14 protein-coding genes are annotated in these 15,631 nt (G+C 63.5%); 6 read left to right on the forward strand and 8 right to left on the reverse strand.

The window, feature by feature from the left end; translation table 11 throughout:
- Nucleotides 1-14: 14 nt before the first annotated feature.
- Nucleotides 15-725: an SURF1 family protein gene (locus KR767_RS04885; protein ID WP_250878305.1), complete on the reverse strand. Its 711-nt coding sequence runs from the start codon at nucleotides 723-725 to the stop codon at nucleotides 15-17.
- A 41-nt stretch (nucleotides 726-766) separates the two neighbouring features.
- Here KR767_RS04885 and KR767_RS04890 point away from each other — a divergent pair, with 41 nt between their 5' ends.
- Nucleotides 767-1,003: a twin transmembrane helix small protein gene (locus KR767_RS04890; RefSeq protein ID WP_072322441.1), complete on the forward strand. Its 237-nt coding sequence runs from the start codon at nucleotides 767-769 to the stop codon at nucleotides 1,001-1,003.
- Between the two features lie 182 nt (nucleotides 1,004-1,185).
- Here KR767_RS04890 and KR767_RS04895 read toward each other — a convergent pair whose 3' ends face one another.
- The 6 genes from KR767_RS04895 to KR767_RS04915 all read right to left on the reverse strand — a co-directional run bounded on the left by KR767_RS04895 (nucleotide 1,186) and on the right by KR767_RS04915 (nucleotide 6,457).
- Nucleotides 1,186-1,554, reverse strand: a complete 369-nt coding sequence (locus KR767_RS04895; protein WP_166950120.1) for a hypothetical protein — start codon at nucleotides 1,552-1,554, stop codon at nucleotides 1,186-1,188.
- Between the two features lie 791 nt (nucleotides 1,555-2,345).
- Nucleotides 2,346-3,236: a cytochrome c oxidase subunit 3 gene (locus tag KR767_RS04900; protein WP_166950122.1), complete on the reverse strand. Its 891-nt coding sequence runs from the start codon at nucleotides 3,234-3,236 to the stop codon at nucleotides 2,346-2,348.
- 35 nt (nucleotides 3,237-3,271) lie between these two features.
- Nucleotides 3,272-3,397, reverse strand: coding sequence for a hypothetical protein (locus KR767_RS21310; protein WP_279588217.1), 126 nt, complete (start codon nucleotides 3,395-3,397; stop codon nucleotides 3,272-3,274).
- A 3-nt stretch (nucleotides 3,398-3,400) separates the two neighbouring features.
- Nucleotides 3,401-5,014: a cytochrome c oxidase subunit I gene (gene ctaD / locus KR767_RS04905; protein WP_166950123.1), complete on the reverse strand. Its 1,614-nt coding sequence runs from the start codon at nucleotides 5,012-5,014 to the stop codon at nucleotides 3,401-3,403.
- A 37-nt stretch (nucleotides 5,015-5,051) separates the two neighbouring features.
- Nucleotides 5,052-5,954, reverse strand: a complete 903-nt coding sequence (coxB, locus tag KR767_RS04910) for a cytochrome c oxidase subunit II (protein ID WP_166950125.1) — start codon at nucleotides 5,952-5,954, stop codon at nucleotides 5,052-5,054.
- Nucleotides 5,951-6,457: a DUF2244 domain-containing protein gene (locus KR767_RS04915; RefSeq protein WP_250878306.1), complete on the reverse strand. Its 507-nt coding sequence runs from the start codon at nucleotides 6,455-6,457 to the stop codon at nucleotides 5,951-5,953. Before KR767_RS04915 ends, coxB begins: the two co-directional genes overlap by 4 nt.
- A gap of 166 nt (nucleotides 6,458-6,623) precedes the next feature.
- On the opposite strand from KR767_RS04915, the gene putA reads away from it, so the two are divergent.
- The 5 genes from putA (at nucleotide 6,624) to KR767_RS04940 (ending at nucleotide 13,319) form a co-directional block, all read left to right on the forward strand.
- Nucleotides 6,624-9,776: a bifunctional proline dehydrogenase/L-glutamate gamma-semialdehyde dehydrogenase PutA gene (gene putA / locus KR767_RS04920; RefSeq protein ID WP_250878307.1), complete on the forward strand. Its 3,153-nt coding sequence runs from the start codon at nucleotides 6,624-6,626 to the stop codon at nucleotides 9,774-9,776.
- A gap of 130 nt (nucleotides 9,777-9,906) precedes the next feature.
- A complete protein-coding gene (locus KR767_RS04925) occupies nucleotides 9,907-10,434 on the forward strand; it encodes a hypothetical protein (protein ID WP_250878308.1) in 528 nt (175 codons plus the stop codon).
- 48 nt (nucleotides 10,435-10,482) lie between these two features.
- Entirely contained in the window at nucleotides 10,483-12,081 is a 1,599-nt protein-coding gene (locus KR767_RS04930) for a hypothetical protein (RefSeq protein ID WP_250878309.1), read from the forward strand.
- 16 nt (nucleotides 12,082-12,097) lie between these two features.
- Complete coding sequence (locus KR767_RS04935) at nucleotides 12,098-12,580, forward strand: DUF2599 domain-containing protein (RefSeq protein WP_250878310.1); 483 nt, start codon at nucleotides 12,098-12,100, stop codon at nucleotides 12,578-12,580.
- 271 nt (nucleotides 12,581-12,851) lie between these two features.
- Nucleotides 12,852-13,319 carry a hypothetical protein gene (locus KR767_RS04940; protein WP_250878311.1) on the forward strand — a complete coding sequence of 156 codons (468 nt, stop codon included), beginning with the start codon at nucleotides 12,852-12,854 and terminating at the stop codon, nucleotides 13,317-13,319.
- A 63-nt stretch (nucleotides 13,320-13,382) separates the two neighbouring features.
- Here KR767_RS04940 and dcp read toward each other — a convergent pair whose 3' ends face one another.
- Nucleotides 13,383-15,569 carry a peptidyl-dipeptidase Dcp gene (gene dcp / locus KR767_RS04945; protein WP_250878312.1) on the reverse strand — a complete coding sequence of 729 codons (2,187 nt, stop codon included), beginning with the start codon at nucleotides 15,567-15,569 and terminating at the stop codon, nucleotides 13,383-13,385.
- Between the last annotated feature and the right edge of the window lie 62 nt (nucleotides 15,570-15,631).

Below are 15,631 nucleotides of genomic sequence, written 5' to 3' on the forward strand. Positions count from 1 at the left end.
AGCGGGGCCGTCCCTTATCGTCGTTTACGGTGCAGAAGCACGAAAATCACCAGCGCGGCCAGCGCGAAGGTGAACCATTGGAATGCGTACGCACGGTGGCGCGCCGGCGGCATCACCGCAGGCGTCCAGTCGCGCGCATAAAGGCTGGCGGGGTCGGCATCGAGCAACAGCACGCGCGGATACAGCCCATGCCCCAGATCGGCACCGATCTCCTTCAGGTCGACATAGACCATCGTTTTCTGCGGGCCCTTCTGCTCCGGCAGGCGATCGCCGCCCAGACGCACGCCCACGCCCGGCGGCGGCACGTAGAGCCCGCGAAGCGTCGTCTCGCCCACCGGCAGCGGAGGCAGCCGCGGCGTGGCACCGCCTTCCTTCGGTAAAAAACCGAGATCGACCAGCAAATCGCGATCATGCCCCTTCGCCGCGAACGGCACATAGACATGCATGCCCACCTGGCCACCATGCGACTGGTCGTCGAGCAGGTACTCGTGACCTTCGACATAGTGCCCGCGCAATTCAAGGCGCGGGTAGCGATCCGGCGGGGGCACCTCGGGAATCAGGCCGAAATCCTCCACGCCGGCCGATGCGGCCGCGGCATACCGCCGCAGCAGGTCTTCCTTCTCCGACGCGCGATCCAGCTGCCACATGCCCAGGCGCACGAACACCAGCACGCCCGCCACGGTGAGTGCGACAGCGAACCACGTCGGACGGCGCAGAAAGCTCATGCAATGAGCCTCGTGGCCGCCGCTATACTCGGATTGTCGCAATGGGGCGGAACGGTCACGTGGAAACCATCTATAAATACGCGCTGGTGATCCTGCTGCTGGTGGTTTTGTTCAACCTGGGGCAGGCGCTGTTCTTCATGATGACCGACAAGGGCCAGAGCAAACGCACCGTCTGGGCCCTCACCCGCCGTATCGGTCTTTCACTGCTGCTCATCGCCATGGTGGCGCTGGGCATCTTCATGGGCTGGCTGCACCCGCACGGAGTCGGTCAATTCTAGCGCGGCCCGGGGGCAGGCCAAGGCGCGGTGCGGCAATCGGTGCCGATGGGGGCATCCGGCGGCATTGCACCGCCCGGTAGCCTGTAGGAGCGCGCCTCGCGCGCGACCCGGGCCGAAGGCACGGCTATCGCCGCGCCTGTCGCATGCAGGAGTCGCGCGCGAGGCGCGCTCCTACAGCAGCCTTAGCGCTGTTGCTGGACGTAGCCGCGGCGGTACATGCAGTCGTCCACGATGGCATCGCGGGCGTCGCCGTTGAGGTCCTTATCCGAATAGACCGGATCGTGGTACGTGCCGCTCTTCTCCTTGCAGACCTGGGTGCCGTCGTCGCGCGTCTTGCACTTGGTCTCGCCCTTCTCGTAGTAGCCGTCGCTCGACATGTAGGACACGACATTCGGCGGAATGCGGTTGTAGCCATAGGCCTTGCAGCTGGCCAGGTCCGCATCGCGGGTCTGCGGGTCGGTGCCCGGGCGCACCCATTCGGTACAGCCGGCAAGGGAGAGCGAAGCCACCGCGACAGCGGCGAACAGAAGGGGTTTGAGCGACGCCATCATGGGACGCATTCCTGAAGACCAGTCCGTAGGAGCAACGGTGGCGACTCGCTGGCTTCGGGCCGGCACCGGGGGATGGTCGCAGTATCGTGCGAATCGCCTCACGCGGGATTGACGTTTCCCGGGGCTGTTCAGGATAGGGAAATGGATTTTTTAGCTGCGGGTCAGGTTGCGGGAGCGAGGTTGATCGCCAATGTGATCGGCTCTCGCACGTCGGCGGGGCCTGTCGCACACCATGATTCGACACCCAGCTACCGAAGGGGTGGGAACCGACCGCATCGGCGATGCCTGCGGAGCGATAGACACGCCTTCGCGAGCACCCATCGCGGATGCGATCCGCCCCCACCCCTTCGGCAGCACCGTTGCGTTGTAGGAGCGTGCTTGCGCGCGACCGGATGAATCGAAACGATGAACATATTCGCGACAACCGGTCGCGCGCAGGCGCGCTCCTACAAGATCACCGTGAGATCGGGAGAGGCGGCGGGGGCGGCCCTTGGCGCGACTTGATGGAGGTGAGGGGAGTGGGCGGACAAGGCCGCGAAGCGGGGCCGGCCAGGAAGGCCGGCCTTTTTCGCCGAGGCAGGAGCCGAGTCGAAAAACCCCGCACGCTCCCCCTGCCCGAAGGGGCGTAAGCCATAAGACACTGAGCCGCGCAGCGGCTCCTCCTTTCCCGAGGGACACCGCAGGCCGGCGCGCCAAGGGCCGCCCCCGTCGCCTCGTTCGCCGCCACGCTCACGCGCCGAGCGCGAGGCCGAAAGGCGAGCCCTTCCTACGGAGCGAAACCCTTCAGCGCCTCAAAGCACGTAAACGAACAGGAACAGCGCCAGCCACACCACGTCCACGAAGTGCCAGTACCACGCCACGGCCTCGAAGCCGAAGTGGTCGTCCTTCGTGAAATGCCCCTTGGCGCAGCGCACCCAGATGATCGCCAGCATGATCGTGCCCAGGGTCACGTGCATGCCGTGGAAGCCCGTGAGCATGAAGAAGGTGGCGCCGTACACGCCGCTGCCCAGGGTGAGGTTGAAGTGCTCGTACGCCTCGGCGTACTCGTGCGCCTGGCAGAACAGGAACAGGCAGCCCAGCAGCACCGTAGCGCCCAGGCCGATCAGCAGTGCCTTGCGATGGCCTGCCTTGAGCGCATGGTGCGCGATGGTGATGGTGACGCCCGACGACAGCAGGATCAGCGTATTGAGCAACGGCAGGCCCCAGGCCGCAATGGTCTGGAACGAACCGCCGATCTTGCCTGGACCGCCACCGCCCGATGCACCCCAGGCTGCGTTGTAGTTTTCCCAGATGAACTGGTGGGTGAGCACGCCGTGGCCCTCGCCGCCCAGCCAGGGCACCGAGAAGATGCGGGCGTAGAACAGCGCGCCGAAGAAGGCACCGAAGAACATCACCTCGGAGAAGATGAACCACATCATGCCCATGCGGAACGAGCGGTCCACCTGGTCGTTGTAGCTGCCGCTCAGCGATTCGCGGATCACTGAGCGGAACCATCCGAAGAACATGCCCAGGATGGCCACCACGCCCACCCAGAATATCGTCTCGCCGAAGCCGGCATCGCCCGGCTGGGCATTGAGCCAGTGCGCCGCACCGAACACGGTGACGAACATCGAGACGGCCGCGACGATCGGCCAATAGCTCTTGCTCGGTACGAAGTAGACGTCGTGTTGCTGCTGACCCATGGTGTCTTCCCGTGGATGTTCTGTTCGTTGGCGGCCTAGATCTTCAGCATCTGCACGATCGACATCACGAAGATGCCCAGCGCGATGCCACCCGCGATCATGGCGGTGCGCTTCGCCTGGCGGCGTCGCGTGGCAAGTTCGTCGGTGGACATCGTCGTCATCGATCAGTGCTCCGTATTGCCGTGGGCCAGTTCGTCGTCATGGATGACCGGCGGCACGTCGAAGGTGTGGAACGGCGCCGGCGACGGCACGGTCCACTCCAGGCCCCGGGCGCCTTCCCAGGAGCGGTCGGCGGCCTTCTTCTTCGAGAAGAACACGCAGTGGACCACCACGCCCAGGAAGATCAGCTGCGAGGCGCCGAACCAGAAGCCGCCGATGGAGCTGATCATGTTGAAGTTGGCAAACGCCACGTTGTAGTCCGGGATGCGGCGCGGCATGCCTGCCAGCCCCAGGAAGTGCTGCGGGAAGAACAGCACGTTGACCGAGATGACGCTCGACCAGAAGTGGATCTTGCCCCAGGTCTCGTTGTACATGTGGCCCGACCACTTCGGCAGCCAGTAATACGCGGCAGCCATGATCGAGAAGGCCGCGCCTGTCACCAGCACATAGTGGAAGTGGGCCACCACGAAGTACGTGTCGTGGTACTGGAAGTCGGCCGGGGCCAGCGCCAGCATGAGGCCCGAGAAACCACCGATGGTGAACAGGATCACGAAGGCGATCGAGAACAGCATCGGCGTCTCGAAGGTCATCGAGCCGCCCCACATCGTGGACACCCAGTTGAACACCTTCACGCCCGTCGGCACCGCAATGAGCATGGTGGCGTACATGAAGAAGATCTCGGCGCCCATCGGCAGGCCCACGGCGAACATGTGGTGGGCCCAGACGATGAACGACAGGAAGGCGATGGACGCGATGGCGAACACCATCGCGCGATAGCCGAAGATAGGCTTGCGGGCGAAGGTGGGGATGATCTCCGAGATGATCCCGAACGCCGGCAGGATCATGATGTACACCTCGGGATGCCCGAAGAACCAGAAGATGTGCTGGAACAGCACCGGGTCGCCGCCACCGGCGGCATTGAAGAAATTGGTGTGGAAATACTTGTCGGTGAGCAGCATCGTCACCGCACCGGCCAGCACCGGCATCACCGCGATCAGCAGGAAGGCCGTGATCAGCCAGCTCCACACGAACACCGGCATCTTCAGCAGGTCCATGCCCGGCGCGCGCATGTTGAGGATGGTGGCGATGATGTTGATCGCACCCATGATCGAGCTGATGCCCATCAGGTGGATCGCGAAGATCGTATAGGCGATCGACTCACCCTGCAGGGAAAGCGGCGGGTACATCGTCCAGCCGCCGGCCGGGCCGCCGCCGGGCATGAACAGCGTGGACAGCAGCAGGATGAACGCGAACGGCATGATCCAGAACGACAGGTTGTTCATGCGCGGCAGCGCCATGTCGGGCGCGCCGACCATGAGTGGGATCATCCAGTTCGCCAGGCCCACGAACGAGGGCATGATGGCGCCGAAGATCATCACCAGCGCGTGCATCGTCGTCATTTCGTTGAAGAAATACGGCTGCACGAGCTGCATGCCCGGCTTGAACAGTTCCGCGCGGATCACCATCGCGAAGGCGCCGCCGATGAAGAACATCGTCAGCGAGAAGATCAGGTAAAGCGTGCCGATGTCCTTGTGGTTCGTGGACATCACCCATCGCTGGAAGAATCCGGAAGGGGCACCGTGGTGATCGTGGTGGTCGTGGGTGGCTTCATGCGCCATGGACTTACACCTCTACACTAATGCTGCGTGGATTCGGTTAACCCTGGGGAGCCGGGGCGGGAGCGGCCTGCGCGGTCTGCGCGGCCTTCTCGACGTTTGCCGCGTCCTCCTGGGACGCCAGCCACTGCTCGAATTCAGCCTGCGGCACTGCCTTGACCACGATCGGCATGAAGCCGTGGTCCTGGCCGCAGAGTTCGGCGCACTGGCCGCGATAGACGCCCGGTTCCTTGATCTTGGCCCATGCCGCGTTGGCGATGCCGGGAATGGCGTCCATCTTCCAGCCCAGCGCCGGCACCCACCACGAGTGGATGACGTCGCCGCCGACGATCACGAAGCGGATCTTGACCCCCACGGGCACGACGAGCGGTTTGTCGACGTCGAGCAGGTAGGTGGGGTAGCCGTCGACCTTGATCTTTTCAGGGTCGAGGTTGGAACGGAGCTGGCGGGTGCGGTCGGAGGTTTCTTCCAGCTTGGACATGAAGCCCACCCGGTTGACGCCCTTGCCCTTGTAGTCGACGTAGTCGTAGCGCCACTTCCACTGGTAGCCGGTGACCTTGACGGTCATTTCCGAGCCCGTGGTGTCGGCGAAGGTGGTAAGGCCACCGGTGGCCAGGTGCGCGAGAAAGATGAGGATGATGACGGGGATGACCGTCCAGACGATTTCAAGCTTCGTGCTGTGCGTCCACTTCTCGGCGACGGCGCCGCGCGATTTGCGGAAGCGGAACATGGCGATGAACATGGCGCCGAACACCACGATGCCGATGACCACGCAGACCCACAACGCCACCATGTGCATCGCATAGGGCGACCATTCGCTGACGCCCTTGGTCATGTTCAGCTGGTTGGGTTCCGGATTGGCCCATGCCGCCGTCCCTCCCAGCAAAGCCGCGGCTCCCGCAGCCCACGTCGAAACCGATCGTCCGATGCCGCCAGATGTCATGTTTGCACCTTTATTGAACCTACCTGCGCGTCTGGCCGGATGGCTTCGGACAGCAGCACCATGAGTTTCCTTGAGGCCTCGACCCGTTCCTCTTCCCCAAGGAACGCGCCGATTTCGAGCTGATTGCCGTGCGACGCAAGCAAAAGGTGCTGACGCCCGTTTCGTTGGACCAGCCTTACCCTGACCCAGTATGTCTGGAAGCGCGACATCCTGCGACCGGGCCATACCCGGATTTCCAGAACATCCCCGTCGATGGCGATACGTTCACCCCTGTCGCCGGCCCGCCAGGCCGCGCCAAGCGCGAAACCCACCGCGAAGACCTCGATCAGCGCGAACAGGGGAGCAAACACATTCCCCTGCCATGCACCGAACGCCGCCGTCGCCAGGGCGATCGCCGCCAGACCGAGGATGAGCCCCCACAGACCGCGCTTTCCCAGCGCACGGTTGGGCCTGAGCCACAACACGCGCGGCTGGCCCGCGGCGGTCGGTCGAAGCACGATCATGGAGATCCTGGCGTGCCTGGAACGCTCGGATGATAGGGCGCTCAACAGGATGCGGCAAGGTTGTCACGTGACGGATTGTCGCAGTCCATGACCTCCCGCATAGCAACACACAAGAAACCGCGCCCTACCCTACAATGACCGGTCTCCCAGTCCCCAAGCCACCCAAGTGAATCCGTCCATCCTCCGTCCCGAACTCCCGACCGGCGCCGAGCCGGCTCGCGCTCGCATCACAGCCGCCTGGCTGCGCGACGAAACCGAGGCCGTGAACGACCTGCTCGCGCAGGCCAGTCTGCCTCCGACCGAACGCGAGCACGTCATCGACGTGGCCGCCGGCCTGGTGACCCGCGTCCGCGCGCGCGCCAAGGACCAGAGCGCCGTCGAATCCTTCATGCGCCAGTACGACCTCTCCTCCGAGGAAGGCGTGCTGCTGATGTGCGTGGCCGAAGCCCTGCTGCGCATTCCCGACAAGGGCACGGCGGACAAGCTCATCCGCGACAAGCTCGGCGACGCCAACTGGAAGAAACACCTCGGCCAGAGCGAATCCGTGTTCGTCAACGCCTCCACCTGGGGCCTGATGCTCACCGGCCACCTGGTGAACCTCGCCGAAGAAACCCGCAAGGACTTCACCTCCGGCCTTCGCCGCCTCGTCGGTCGCGCCGGCGAGCCGGTGGTGCGCCTCGCCGTGCGCCAGGCCATGCGGATCATGGGCCACCAGTTCGTGATGGGACGCACGATCAAGGAAGCCCTCGACCGCGCCGAGGAAAAAGAACACGCCGTTTATCGCTATTCGTACGACATGCTCGGCGAATCGGCGCTCACCCAGGCCACGGCCGAGCGCTACCAGCAGGATTACCGCGACGCGATCAACGCGCTGGGTGCCCGCGGTCCGTTCACCAGCAACCTCGAAGCGCCGTCGATCTCGGTGAAGCTCTCGGCGCTGCATCCGCGCTACGAAGTGCCCAACCGTGCCCGTGCCCGTACCGAATTGGGCGCCAAGCTGCTCGAACTCTCGCAGCTGGCTTTCAAGAACAACATCGCGCTCTCGGTGGACGCCGAGGAAGCCGATCGCCTGGAGCTGTCGCTCGACATCATCGGCGACGTCTTCGAGCATCCCTCGCTGGAAGGCTGGAACGGCCTGGGCATCGTCATCCAGGCGTACCAGAAGCGCGCGCCCTTCGTCATCGACTGGGTGACGGAAAAGGCCCGCGCCACCGGCCGCCGCTGGTTCGTGCGCCTGGTGAAGGGCGCCTACTGGGATGCCGAGGTCAAGCGCGCGCAGGAAAACGGCCTGTCGGGCTACCCGGTGTACACGCGCAAGCCGAACACCGACGTCAGCTACCTGGCCTGCGCCCATCGCCTGTTCAACGCCGGCAGCGACCTGATCTACCCGCAGTTCGCCACGCACAACGCGCACACCATCGCTGCGATCCACCATATCGCCAAGGGTCGTCCGTACGAGCACCAGCGCCTTCACGGCATGGGTGCCGACCTCTACGCGGAAGTGATCGGCAAGGACAAGCTCAACGTCCCCTGCCGCGTCTACGCGCCGGTCGGCAGCCATGAAGACCTGCTGCCCTACCTCGTCCGCCGCCTGCTCGAGAACGGCGCCAACACCAGCTTCGTCAACCGCGTGGTCGACGAGTCGGTGCCGGTGCGCGAACTCGTGGCCGACCCGTGCGAGACGGTCCGCGCCTTCGCCTCCATTCCCCACCCCCGCATTCCCCTGCCGGTCAATCTCTACGGCGAACTCCGGAAGAACTCCATGGGCATGAACTTCGCAAACGACAACGAGCTCAACGAACTCGCCGACGCCGTCAACCGCCACACCGGTCCGTGGCAGGCCGCCCCGCTGGTCGCGGGCGCCGCGTCTTCGGGCACCAAGGTGGAAGTCACCGATCCGTCCGACCGTCGCCGCATCGTCGGCACGGTGGAAAACGCCGACCAGGCCCTGGTCGAGCGTGCGCTGTCCGCCGCCGTGAGCGCCCAGCACGGCTGGGACCGCCTGCCGGCCGCCAGCCGCGCCGCCATCCTCGAGCACGCCGCCGAGCAGCTTGAGCACCGCCGCGCCGAGTTCATCGCGCTGTGCGTGCGCGAGGCAGGCAAGAGCCTGCCCGACGCCATCGCGGAAATCCGCGAGGCCGCCGACTTCCTGCGTTACTACGCCACCATGGCCCGCCGCCTGTTCGGCCAGCCGGAACAGCTCCCCGGCCCCACCGGCGAGAGCAACCAGTTGTTCCTCAACGGCCGTGGCGTGTTCGTCTGCATCAGCCCGTGGAACTTCCCGCTGGCGATCTTCCTGGGTCAGGTCGCAGCTGCGCTGGCCGCCGGCAATGCCGTCATCGCCAAGCCCGCCGAGCAGACCTCGCTCATCGGCCACCTCGCGGTGAAGCTGCTGCACGACGCCGGCGTGCCGGCCGACGTGCTCCAGTACCTGCCGGGCGACGGCGCCACGGTCGGCGCCGCCCTCACCCGCGATCCGCGCGTATCGGGCGTGGCCTTCACCGGCTCCACCGACACCGCCTGGGCGATCAACCGCGCCCTGGCCGCCCGCAACGCCCCGATCGCCGCGCTCATCGCCGAAACCGGCGGCCAGAACGCCATGATCGCCGACTCCTCGGCCCTGCCCGAGCAGATCGTCAAGGACGTGGTGGCCTCCGCCTTCCAGTCGGCCGGCCAGCGCTGCTCCGCCGCGCGCATCCTGTTCGTGCAGGAAGACATCGCCGACAAGGTCATCTCGATGCTGGCCGGCGCCATGGCCGAGCTGAAGATCGGCGACCCGGGCCTGCTCTCCACCGATGTCGGTCCCGTCATCGACGAGGATGCCCGCAAGATCCTGGTCGAACACGCCGCCCGCATGGATCGCGAAGCGAAGAAGATCGCCGAAGTCGCGCTGCCGGAAGCCACCGCCAACGGCACCTTCTTCGCTCCGCGCGCCTACGAGATCCCGTCGCTCGACGTGCTCACCCGCGAAGTGTTCGGTCCCGTGCTGCACGTCATCCGCTGGAAGGCCGCCGACCTGGAGAAGGTCGTCGACCAGATCAACGCCACCGGCTACGGCCTCACGCTGGGTATCCACAGCCGCATCGACGACACCATCGAGTTCATCTCCAGCCGCGCGCGCGTGGGCAACTGCTACGTCAACCGCAACCAGATCGGTGCGGTGGTCGGCGTGCAGCCCTTCGGCGGCGAAGGCCTGTCCGGCACAGGCCCCAAGGCCGGTGGCCCGCACTACCTGCTGCGTTTCGCCGGCGAGCGTACGCTCACCGTGAACACCACGGCGGCCGGCGGCAACGCTTCGCTGCTGACCATCGGCGAGTAATCACTAAGCTGATTCGGCACTCGCCGCACCAAGGCCGCGTTCCGCAAGGAATGCGGCCTTTTTCATGGGCCTGTTGCAGACAGGCGACCGGCCATACATTGAAGACCCTCATGGTCAAAAGGAGTTCGCCATGTACACGATCGCCACACCGATGTCCCAGGCGACAGCATCGACGCGCACGAAGGGATATCGCAAGACCCACCTCAATGCATCCATCGTCACTTTCAATTCCTTGCAGTCGGGCACGGTCTACGAGCCTGACGTGACCGGCAATACCATCCCCGGCGTACCGGAGCTGAAAGCATTCTGCTGTTTCGGCACCCATGGATATGTCGTCACACTGAACAGTAGTCAGTGCCACAGTTTCGTATGGGCAAAATCGAATCGAACATTCAGTGCTGCCGCATTCCAGTTCAGCCGGCTTTACAAATCCGTCGACCTGGGCGTATCGAACCCATCCGGCGGCGCCATCCAGGTTCGAATCACGGCATTCGCTAGTGAAAAACAAACAGCGAACGAATACGTCATGGTGTCAGCAGGGCAGAGCACGCTCGACATCACTTCGTTGTTCAAGGGAAAACTCGATGTTTTCGAGCAGGTGACACTCGACATCGTCACTACTGGTTATCTGGGAGTGGACTTCATATTGCTGGCGTGAGTAATGGCGATGCAAAGGATTTCCAACAGAGGCAAAGGAGCGCGATCCATGCAGCACGTTGATCCAAAAACTGCGTCGCTTATGTGCATGATGATTCTGCTGGCGGCATGCCAGACCCGGAATGCACGGGAGCCTCTTCCCGCTACGACATCGAGTATCGGCGTCAGCGCCGCAGGAGTTTCGAACACGCCGCAATCCTGGGGCTACGAAACGGCAACCGCCATGACCCGGCGTTATAACGATACGAGCAGTTACTGCCCTGCAAGCGGACCAGTATTTCGCTGCACTGGCATCCTGTTCCGCGCTACGACGAATCCCGCCGGCACACACGCATGGGACCCCAGCCCCGAATCCATCAAAAGCGGCGGGGTATCATTTTCTTTCCTGCGCAAGGATGCCACGTTCCGATCGCTCGCCCCCTTGTACAGTCATGGATTCGTGTTCTACCCCTACGACGATGCGCCAGCGGGCCGCACGCTTCCCCGCGTGCTGTGTGCGTTTCCGCTGGATGCAGGCACGACGGGACGGGATATGGCCGGATGCGGCAAGCAAGTGGGTTTCTCGGTACCCGCACCGGCCAAGAGTGCGCCCTGCCAAAGCCAGAACATCACGACGGGCACACAGTGGGCCGCGCATTTCAATGCACTGGGTGGAAATGGCGACGTCAAGCGGCACGGCCAGTGCGGTTTCGACCTCGGCAGTGGTGCAACCGCCGCCTTCAACGCGACCATCGATGCCATGGCATCGATCAGCTCCTGGCTGAACTCTCTCAGCAATGAGTTGCGCCTCGCCACATGGAGCAACGGTATTGGCGCGAAGCTACCGATCGAAGGTTTTTTCTATACATCGCTCTCGGGGCTGCCGATCGCGCAACTGGATCAGAAGGACTACTGGAACAGCACGGGCATAAAACTGCCCGTCATAAAGCTCACCTTACCGACGGGCAGTGCACCGGCACGCTTCGATTACGTGCAGGGTGATCAGGCCGTACCGCCGCCGGATACGGGCCCTCTCCCCGTACCCCAGCTGAAACCTGCCGTGGTGGAAGCCACCGGCAGCGGCGGAACCCTGCTCAAGCTCGATGATTTCCGCAACCTGGACAAGGTGACCGTAAAGGTACCGCCGTACGCTGGCATGGCAGCCGGAGACAAGGCCAGGGTCCAATGGCAAAGCTCCCAGCCCTACGTAACGGCATGGCACACCGTTGGCAGCCCTGGAAGCATTAATTTCGATATTCCCCGCGTCGAGGTCGTTGATGCGATCGGACAACGCTTCAACGTGACGTTCGATGTGCAGCATCAAGGGAACACTGATAGATCGAGTGCATTGTCACTCTCGGTGGAATCCCAGACGCTCACCCTGCCGGCTCCCACCTTCAACTCGAATCGCAACGAGGTGACCGTGTCCTATCCGGGGCTCGCGAGCGGGCACAAGGTCACCGTCCGCCTGACCGGCATCGCCAAGCGCGATACCGAAGAAAAGCGGGCCAGCGGTGCATCACCCCTGGTGTTCGCCATACCCGCGGCATGGATAGCGGAAAACCAGGGTAGCCCGTTCTTCATCAATTACAGCGTTATTCCGAGAACAGGAGACCGGCGCGAATTTTCCCGGTACCTGCGACTCGGCACGAACCAGACAGGGCAATAATGTAGGGAGTACAGGGATGTTGAACTTATCCTCCAACCCACGAACGTTTCGCTTTCTGATGACGTTTTTCGGCATGCTTGCCTCGGGCTGCAACAACCACCCTGATCATGCGGCTGACCAGATAGCCGAAACACGTGGCGGTGCCGTCCTGGAACTGAACTGCAGCCCTTACATAAAGGAAGGGGTATGGATACTTCGATCCGATGGCGATAATGCGGGACAGTTGAGTCTCAAGCTGACACCAACAGCATGCGGACGCCAGATTACGCGAACCACGGAAGTCGATCACATGTTCGCGGAAATCGTACGGAAATACGGTGACGAAAGATACTTCAGCAACCCACGGGGCATGCTTCACCAGCTCCAGTGCCATCTCGACAACGCAAGTAACAACGAGACCTGGAATCTGGAGCCACATCGTCCGGACGTGGGCCTGACGGCCACGAAAGCTGCTCTGTGCAATCCGAATCAAGCCTTCCCGTTCGAACCGCCGGGCTGATCGCCCCCTCCCCCGGGCCTATTGCAATTGCGCCCGATTGGATCAAAAGTATTACCCGCAAGACAACCTACGTCGGCCGGTACCCGACGCCCACCCACCCAGGGAGGAATGCGACATGACGTCGCTACCGGCCGTTCGACTTGTCACCAGCAACCCGTCATACCCATCCAATGTATCCGCGCCCGGAAGAGCCAGGGCGCCGGCAATACCGCCTAGAACTCCGTCAAAGCCCAGACGTGGTGCAGATGACGAAACTCGCCTGCGGTCCCTGTTGGCCGAAGGCCGTGGCGCGCTCGGCACATCTGCGGTCGACATCCATTTCAACTCACTCGACTGCCGGACGCTGGACAAGCAAGGCATCTATGTCATGGATGAATTCATCATCGACACCCGCGGCTCCGCGTTGCTTATCGAGCAGCTCGACAACGAGCGGGTGCTCACCGGGGTCGGCGGCCTTCACATCGATTGCCGCATCCTGTTCCGCCGGGCCTATGGAAAAATGATCTGCCGGCTTGGCGTAGACCGGATCACCGCCGACACGTATATAGGACTCATCGAAAGCCGCAGCCTGAAGGAAGTGCAGTCCTTCAGCTTCTCGCGGCCACGGCACGTGGGACACGATGGCGGCGGATCGCTCTGGACACACCTTGAATACCGGTCAAGTCCGTTGAATGAAATCCAGGGCATCACCTGGCGTGGTGGGTCGCTACGGCTTGCCAGTATCACCCTGACCCCATGAAAACGAAGGCCCGGCATCTTTTGCAAGATGCCGGGCCTTATTGCGTCACCGGGTTATGGCGGCTTACTTCAAGCCACGATCCTTCAGCATCGGCTCGATGCTGGGCTCCTTGCCGCGGAAGTCGTGGTAGAGCTTGCCCAGTTCTTCCGTATTGCCGCGCGAGAGGATCTTGTCGCGGAATATCTGGCCGTTTTCGCGAGTCAGGCCACCGTGCTCCTTGAACCACTCGAAGGCATCGGAATCGAGCATCTGCGTCCACAGGTAGGCGTAGTAACCGGCGGCGTAGCCGTTGCCCCAGATGTGCTGGAAGTAACTCGAACGGTAGCGCGGCGGTACCTGCGGCAGGGTGAAGCCTGCCTTCTTGAGGGCTTCGGCTTCGAACTTGTCCACGTCCTGCTTCGGCGCGTCGGCCGGCAGCATGTGCCACTGCATGTCGAGCAGCGCGGCCGAGATGAGTTCGCTCATCGCATAGCCCTGGTTGAAGCTCTTCGCCTTCTTGATCTTGGCGACGAGTTCATCCGGCATCGGTGCGCCGGTCTGGTAGTGCTTGGCGTAGTTGGCGAAGACCTTCGGATCCGACGCCCACTGCTCGTTGAACTGCGACGGGAATTCCACGAAGTCGCGTGCCGTATTGGAACCGGACAGCGACACGTACTTGGTGTTGGCGAACATGCCGTGCAGCGCATGGCCAAACTCGTGGAACATGGTGGTGACGTCGTCGAACGACAGCAGCGCCGGCTGGCCCGGTGCCGGCTTGGTGAAGTTCGCCACGTTGTACACGACCGGCTTGGTACCGAGCAGCGTCGACTCGTCGACGAAGTTGCTCATCCAGGCGCCGCCGTTCTTGTTGTCACGCTTGAAGTAATCGCAGTAGAACAGCGCCATGGAGGTGCCGTCCTTGTCGAACACTTCGAACACGCGGACGTCCGGCTGGTATACCGGGATGTCCTTGCGCTCCTTGAAGGTGATGCCGTAGAGCTGGTTGGCGGCGTAGAACACGCCGTTCTGCAGCACGTTGTCCAGCTCGAAGTACGGCTTGACCTGCGATTCGTCGAGGTCGTACTTGGCCTTGCGCACCTTCTCGGCGTAGTGGTCCCAGTCCCAGGCCTGTACCTGGAAACCGCCCTTGTCCTGGTCGATGGCGGCCTGGATGTCCTTGGATTCCGACTTGGCACGGGCGACGGCGGCCGGCACCAGGCGCTCCATGAACTTCTCGGCGGCCTCGGGCTTCTTGGCCATCTGGTCGTCGAGCTTCCATGCGGCGTAGTTCGGGAAGCCGAGCAGCTTGGCCTGTTCGGCACGGACTTGCGCGATGCGCGTGATGATCTCGCGCGTGTCGTTGGCGTCGCCGTGCTCGGCGCGCTCCCACGAAGCCTTGAACAGCTTCTCGCGGGTGTCGCGGTTGTTCATGCCCTGCAGGGCCGGCTGCTGCGTGGTGTTCTGCAGGGTAACGACGTACTTGCCGTCGAGCTTGCGATCCTTGGCGGCCTGCGCGGCGGCCTGGATATCGGCATCGGACAGGCCGTCGAGCGCTTTCACGTCGTCTACCGTCAGGGCGCCGGCCTTGGTGGCGGCGAGCAGCTGGTTGGTGAACCTGGTGCTGAGCGTGGAGGACTCCTTGTTGAGTTCCTTCAGCTTGGTCTTGTCGGCTTCGGACAGCTTGGCACCGGCGTGCACGAAGTCGTCGTACTTCACTTCGAGCAGGCGGGCGGATTCCGGATCGAGGTTCAGCGAATCGCGCTTGTCGTACAGCGCCTTCACGCGCTGGAACAGCTTGTCGTTGAGGTAGATCGCGTCGCTATGCGCGGCGAGCTTCGGGGATTCCTCTTCCTCGACCTTCTGCAGCGTGTCGTTGGTGTTGGCGCCGGTAAGGCCGCTGAACACGCTCATGGCGCGGCGCAGCAGCGCACCGGACTTCTCCATCGCGACGATGGTGTTGTCGAAGGTGGGCTCTTCCGTCGAATTGGCGATGGCGTCGATTTCGGCCAGTTCCTGCTTCATGCCCTCTTCGATGGCGGGCTGGAAGTCGGCATCGACGATCTTGTCGAAAGGCGGCGCCTCGAACGGCAGCTCGCTCTTGGTCAGCAGCGGGTTCACGTGGGCGGCAGGTGCGGCGGCAGCGGTCGCGGCCGGGGCGGGAGCCGCCGTGCCGCTGGCGGCCGGGGCCTGGGCCTTGTCGGCGTCGTTCGACGACGAGCAGGCCGTGGTGAGTGCGATCGAGGTGGCGATCACGAGCGTGCGTACCTTCATGGACGGAGGGTCCCCTGGCGGTTGGTCAAACCAGGGACTCTAGCGGCCGCGTCCGGTCGGGG

Source organism: Luteibacter anthropi (assembly GCF_023699965.1).
In the GTDB taxonomy this organism is placed as follows: Bacteria; Pseudomonadota; Gammaproteobacteria; order Xanthomonadales; family Rhodanobacteraceae; genus Luteibacter; species Luteibacter anthropi.

Bases quoted from the DNA above. Each gene is read 5' to 3' on its own strand.
- KR767_RS04895 (WP_166950120.1), bottom strand. From the start codon at position 1,554: ATGATGGCGTCGCTCAAACCCCTTCTGTTCGCCGCTGTCGCGGTGGCT.
- KR767_RS04930 (WP_250878309.1), top strand. From the start codon at position 10,483: ATGCAGCACGTTGATCCAAAAACTGCGTCGCTTATGTGCATGATGATT.
- KR767_RS04900 (WP_166950122.1), bottom strand. From the start codon at position 3,236: ATGGGTCAGCAGCAACACGACGTCTACTTCGTACCGAGCAAGAGCTAT.
- KR767_RS04935 (WP_250878310.1), top strand. From the start codon at position 12,098: ATGTTGAACTTATCCTCCAACCCACGAACGTTTCGCTTTCTGATGACG.
- KR767_RS21310 (WP_279588217.1), bottom strand. From the start codon at position 3,397: ATGACGACGATGTCCACCGACGAACTTGCCACGCGACGCCGCCAGGCG.
- coxB (WP_166950125.1), bottom strand. From the start codon at position 5,954: ATGACATCTGGCGGCATCGGACGATCGGTTTCGACGTGGGCTGCGGGA.
- KR767_RS04890 (WP_072322441.1), top strand. From the start codon at position 767: ATGGGGCGGAACGGTCACGTGGAAACCATCTATAAATACGCGCTGGTG.
- ctaD (WP_166950123.1), bottom strand. From the start codon at position 5,014: ATGGCGCATGAAGCCACCCACGACCACCACGATCACCACGGTGCCCCT.
- KR767_RS04925 (WP_250878308.1), top strand. From the start codon at position 9,907: ATGTACACGATCGCCACACCGATGTCCCAGGCGACAGCATCGACGCGC.
- dcp (WP_250878312.1), bottom strand. From the start codon at position 15,569: ATGAAGGTACGCACGCTCGTGATCGCCACCTCGATCGCACTCACCACG.
- KR767_RS04915 (WP_250878306.1), bottom strand. From the start codon at position 6,457: ATGATCGTGCTTCGACCGACCGCCGCGGGCCAGCCGCGCGTGTTGTGG.
- KR767_RS04885 (WP_250878305.1), bottom strand. From the start codon at position 725: ATGAGCTTTCTGCGCCGTCCGACGTGGTTCGCTGTCGCACTCACCGTG.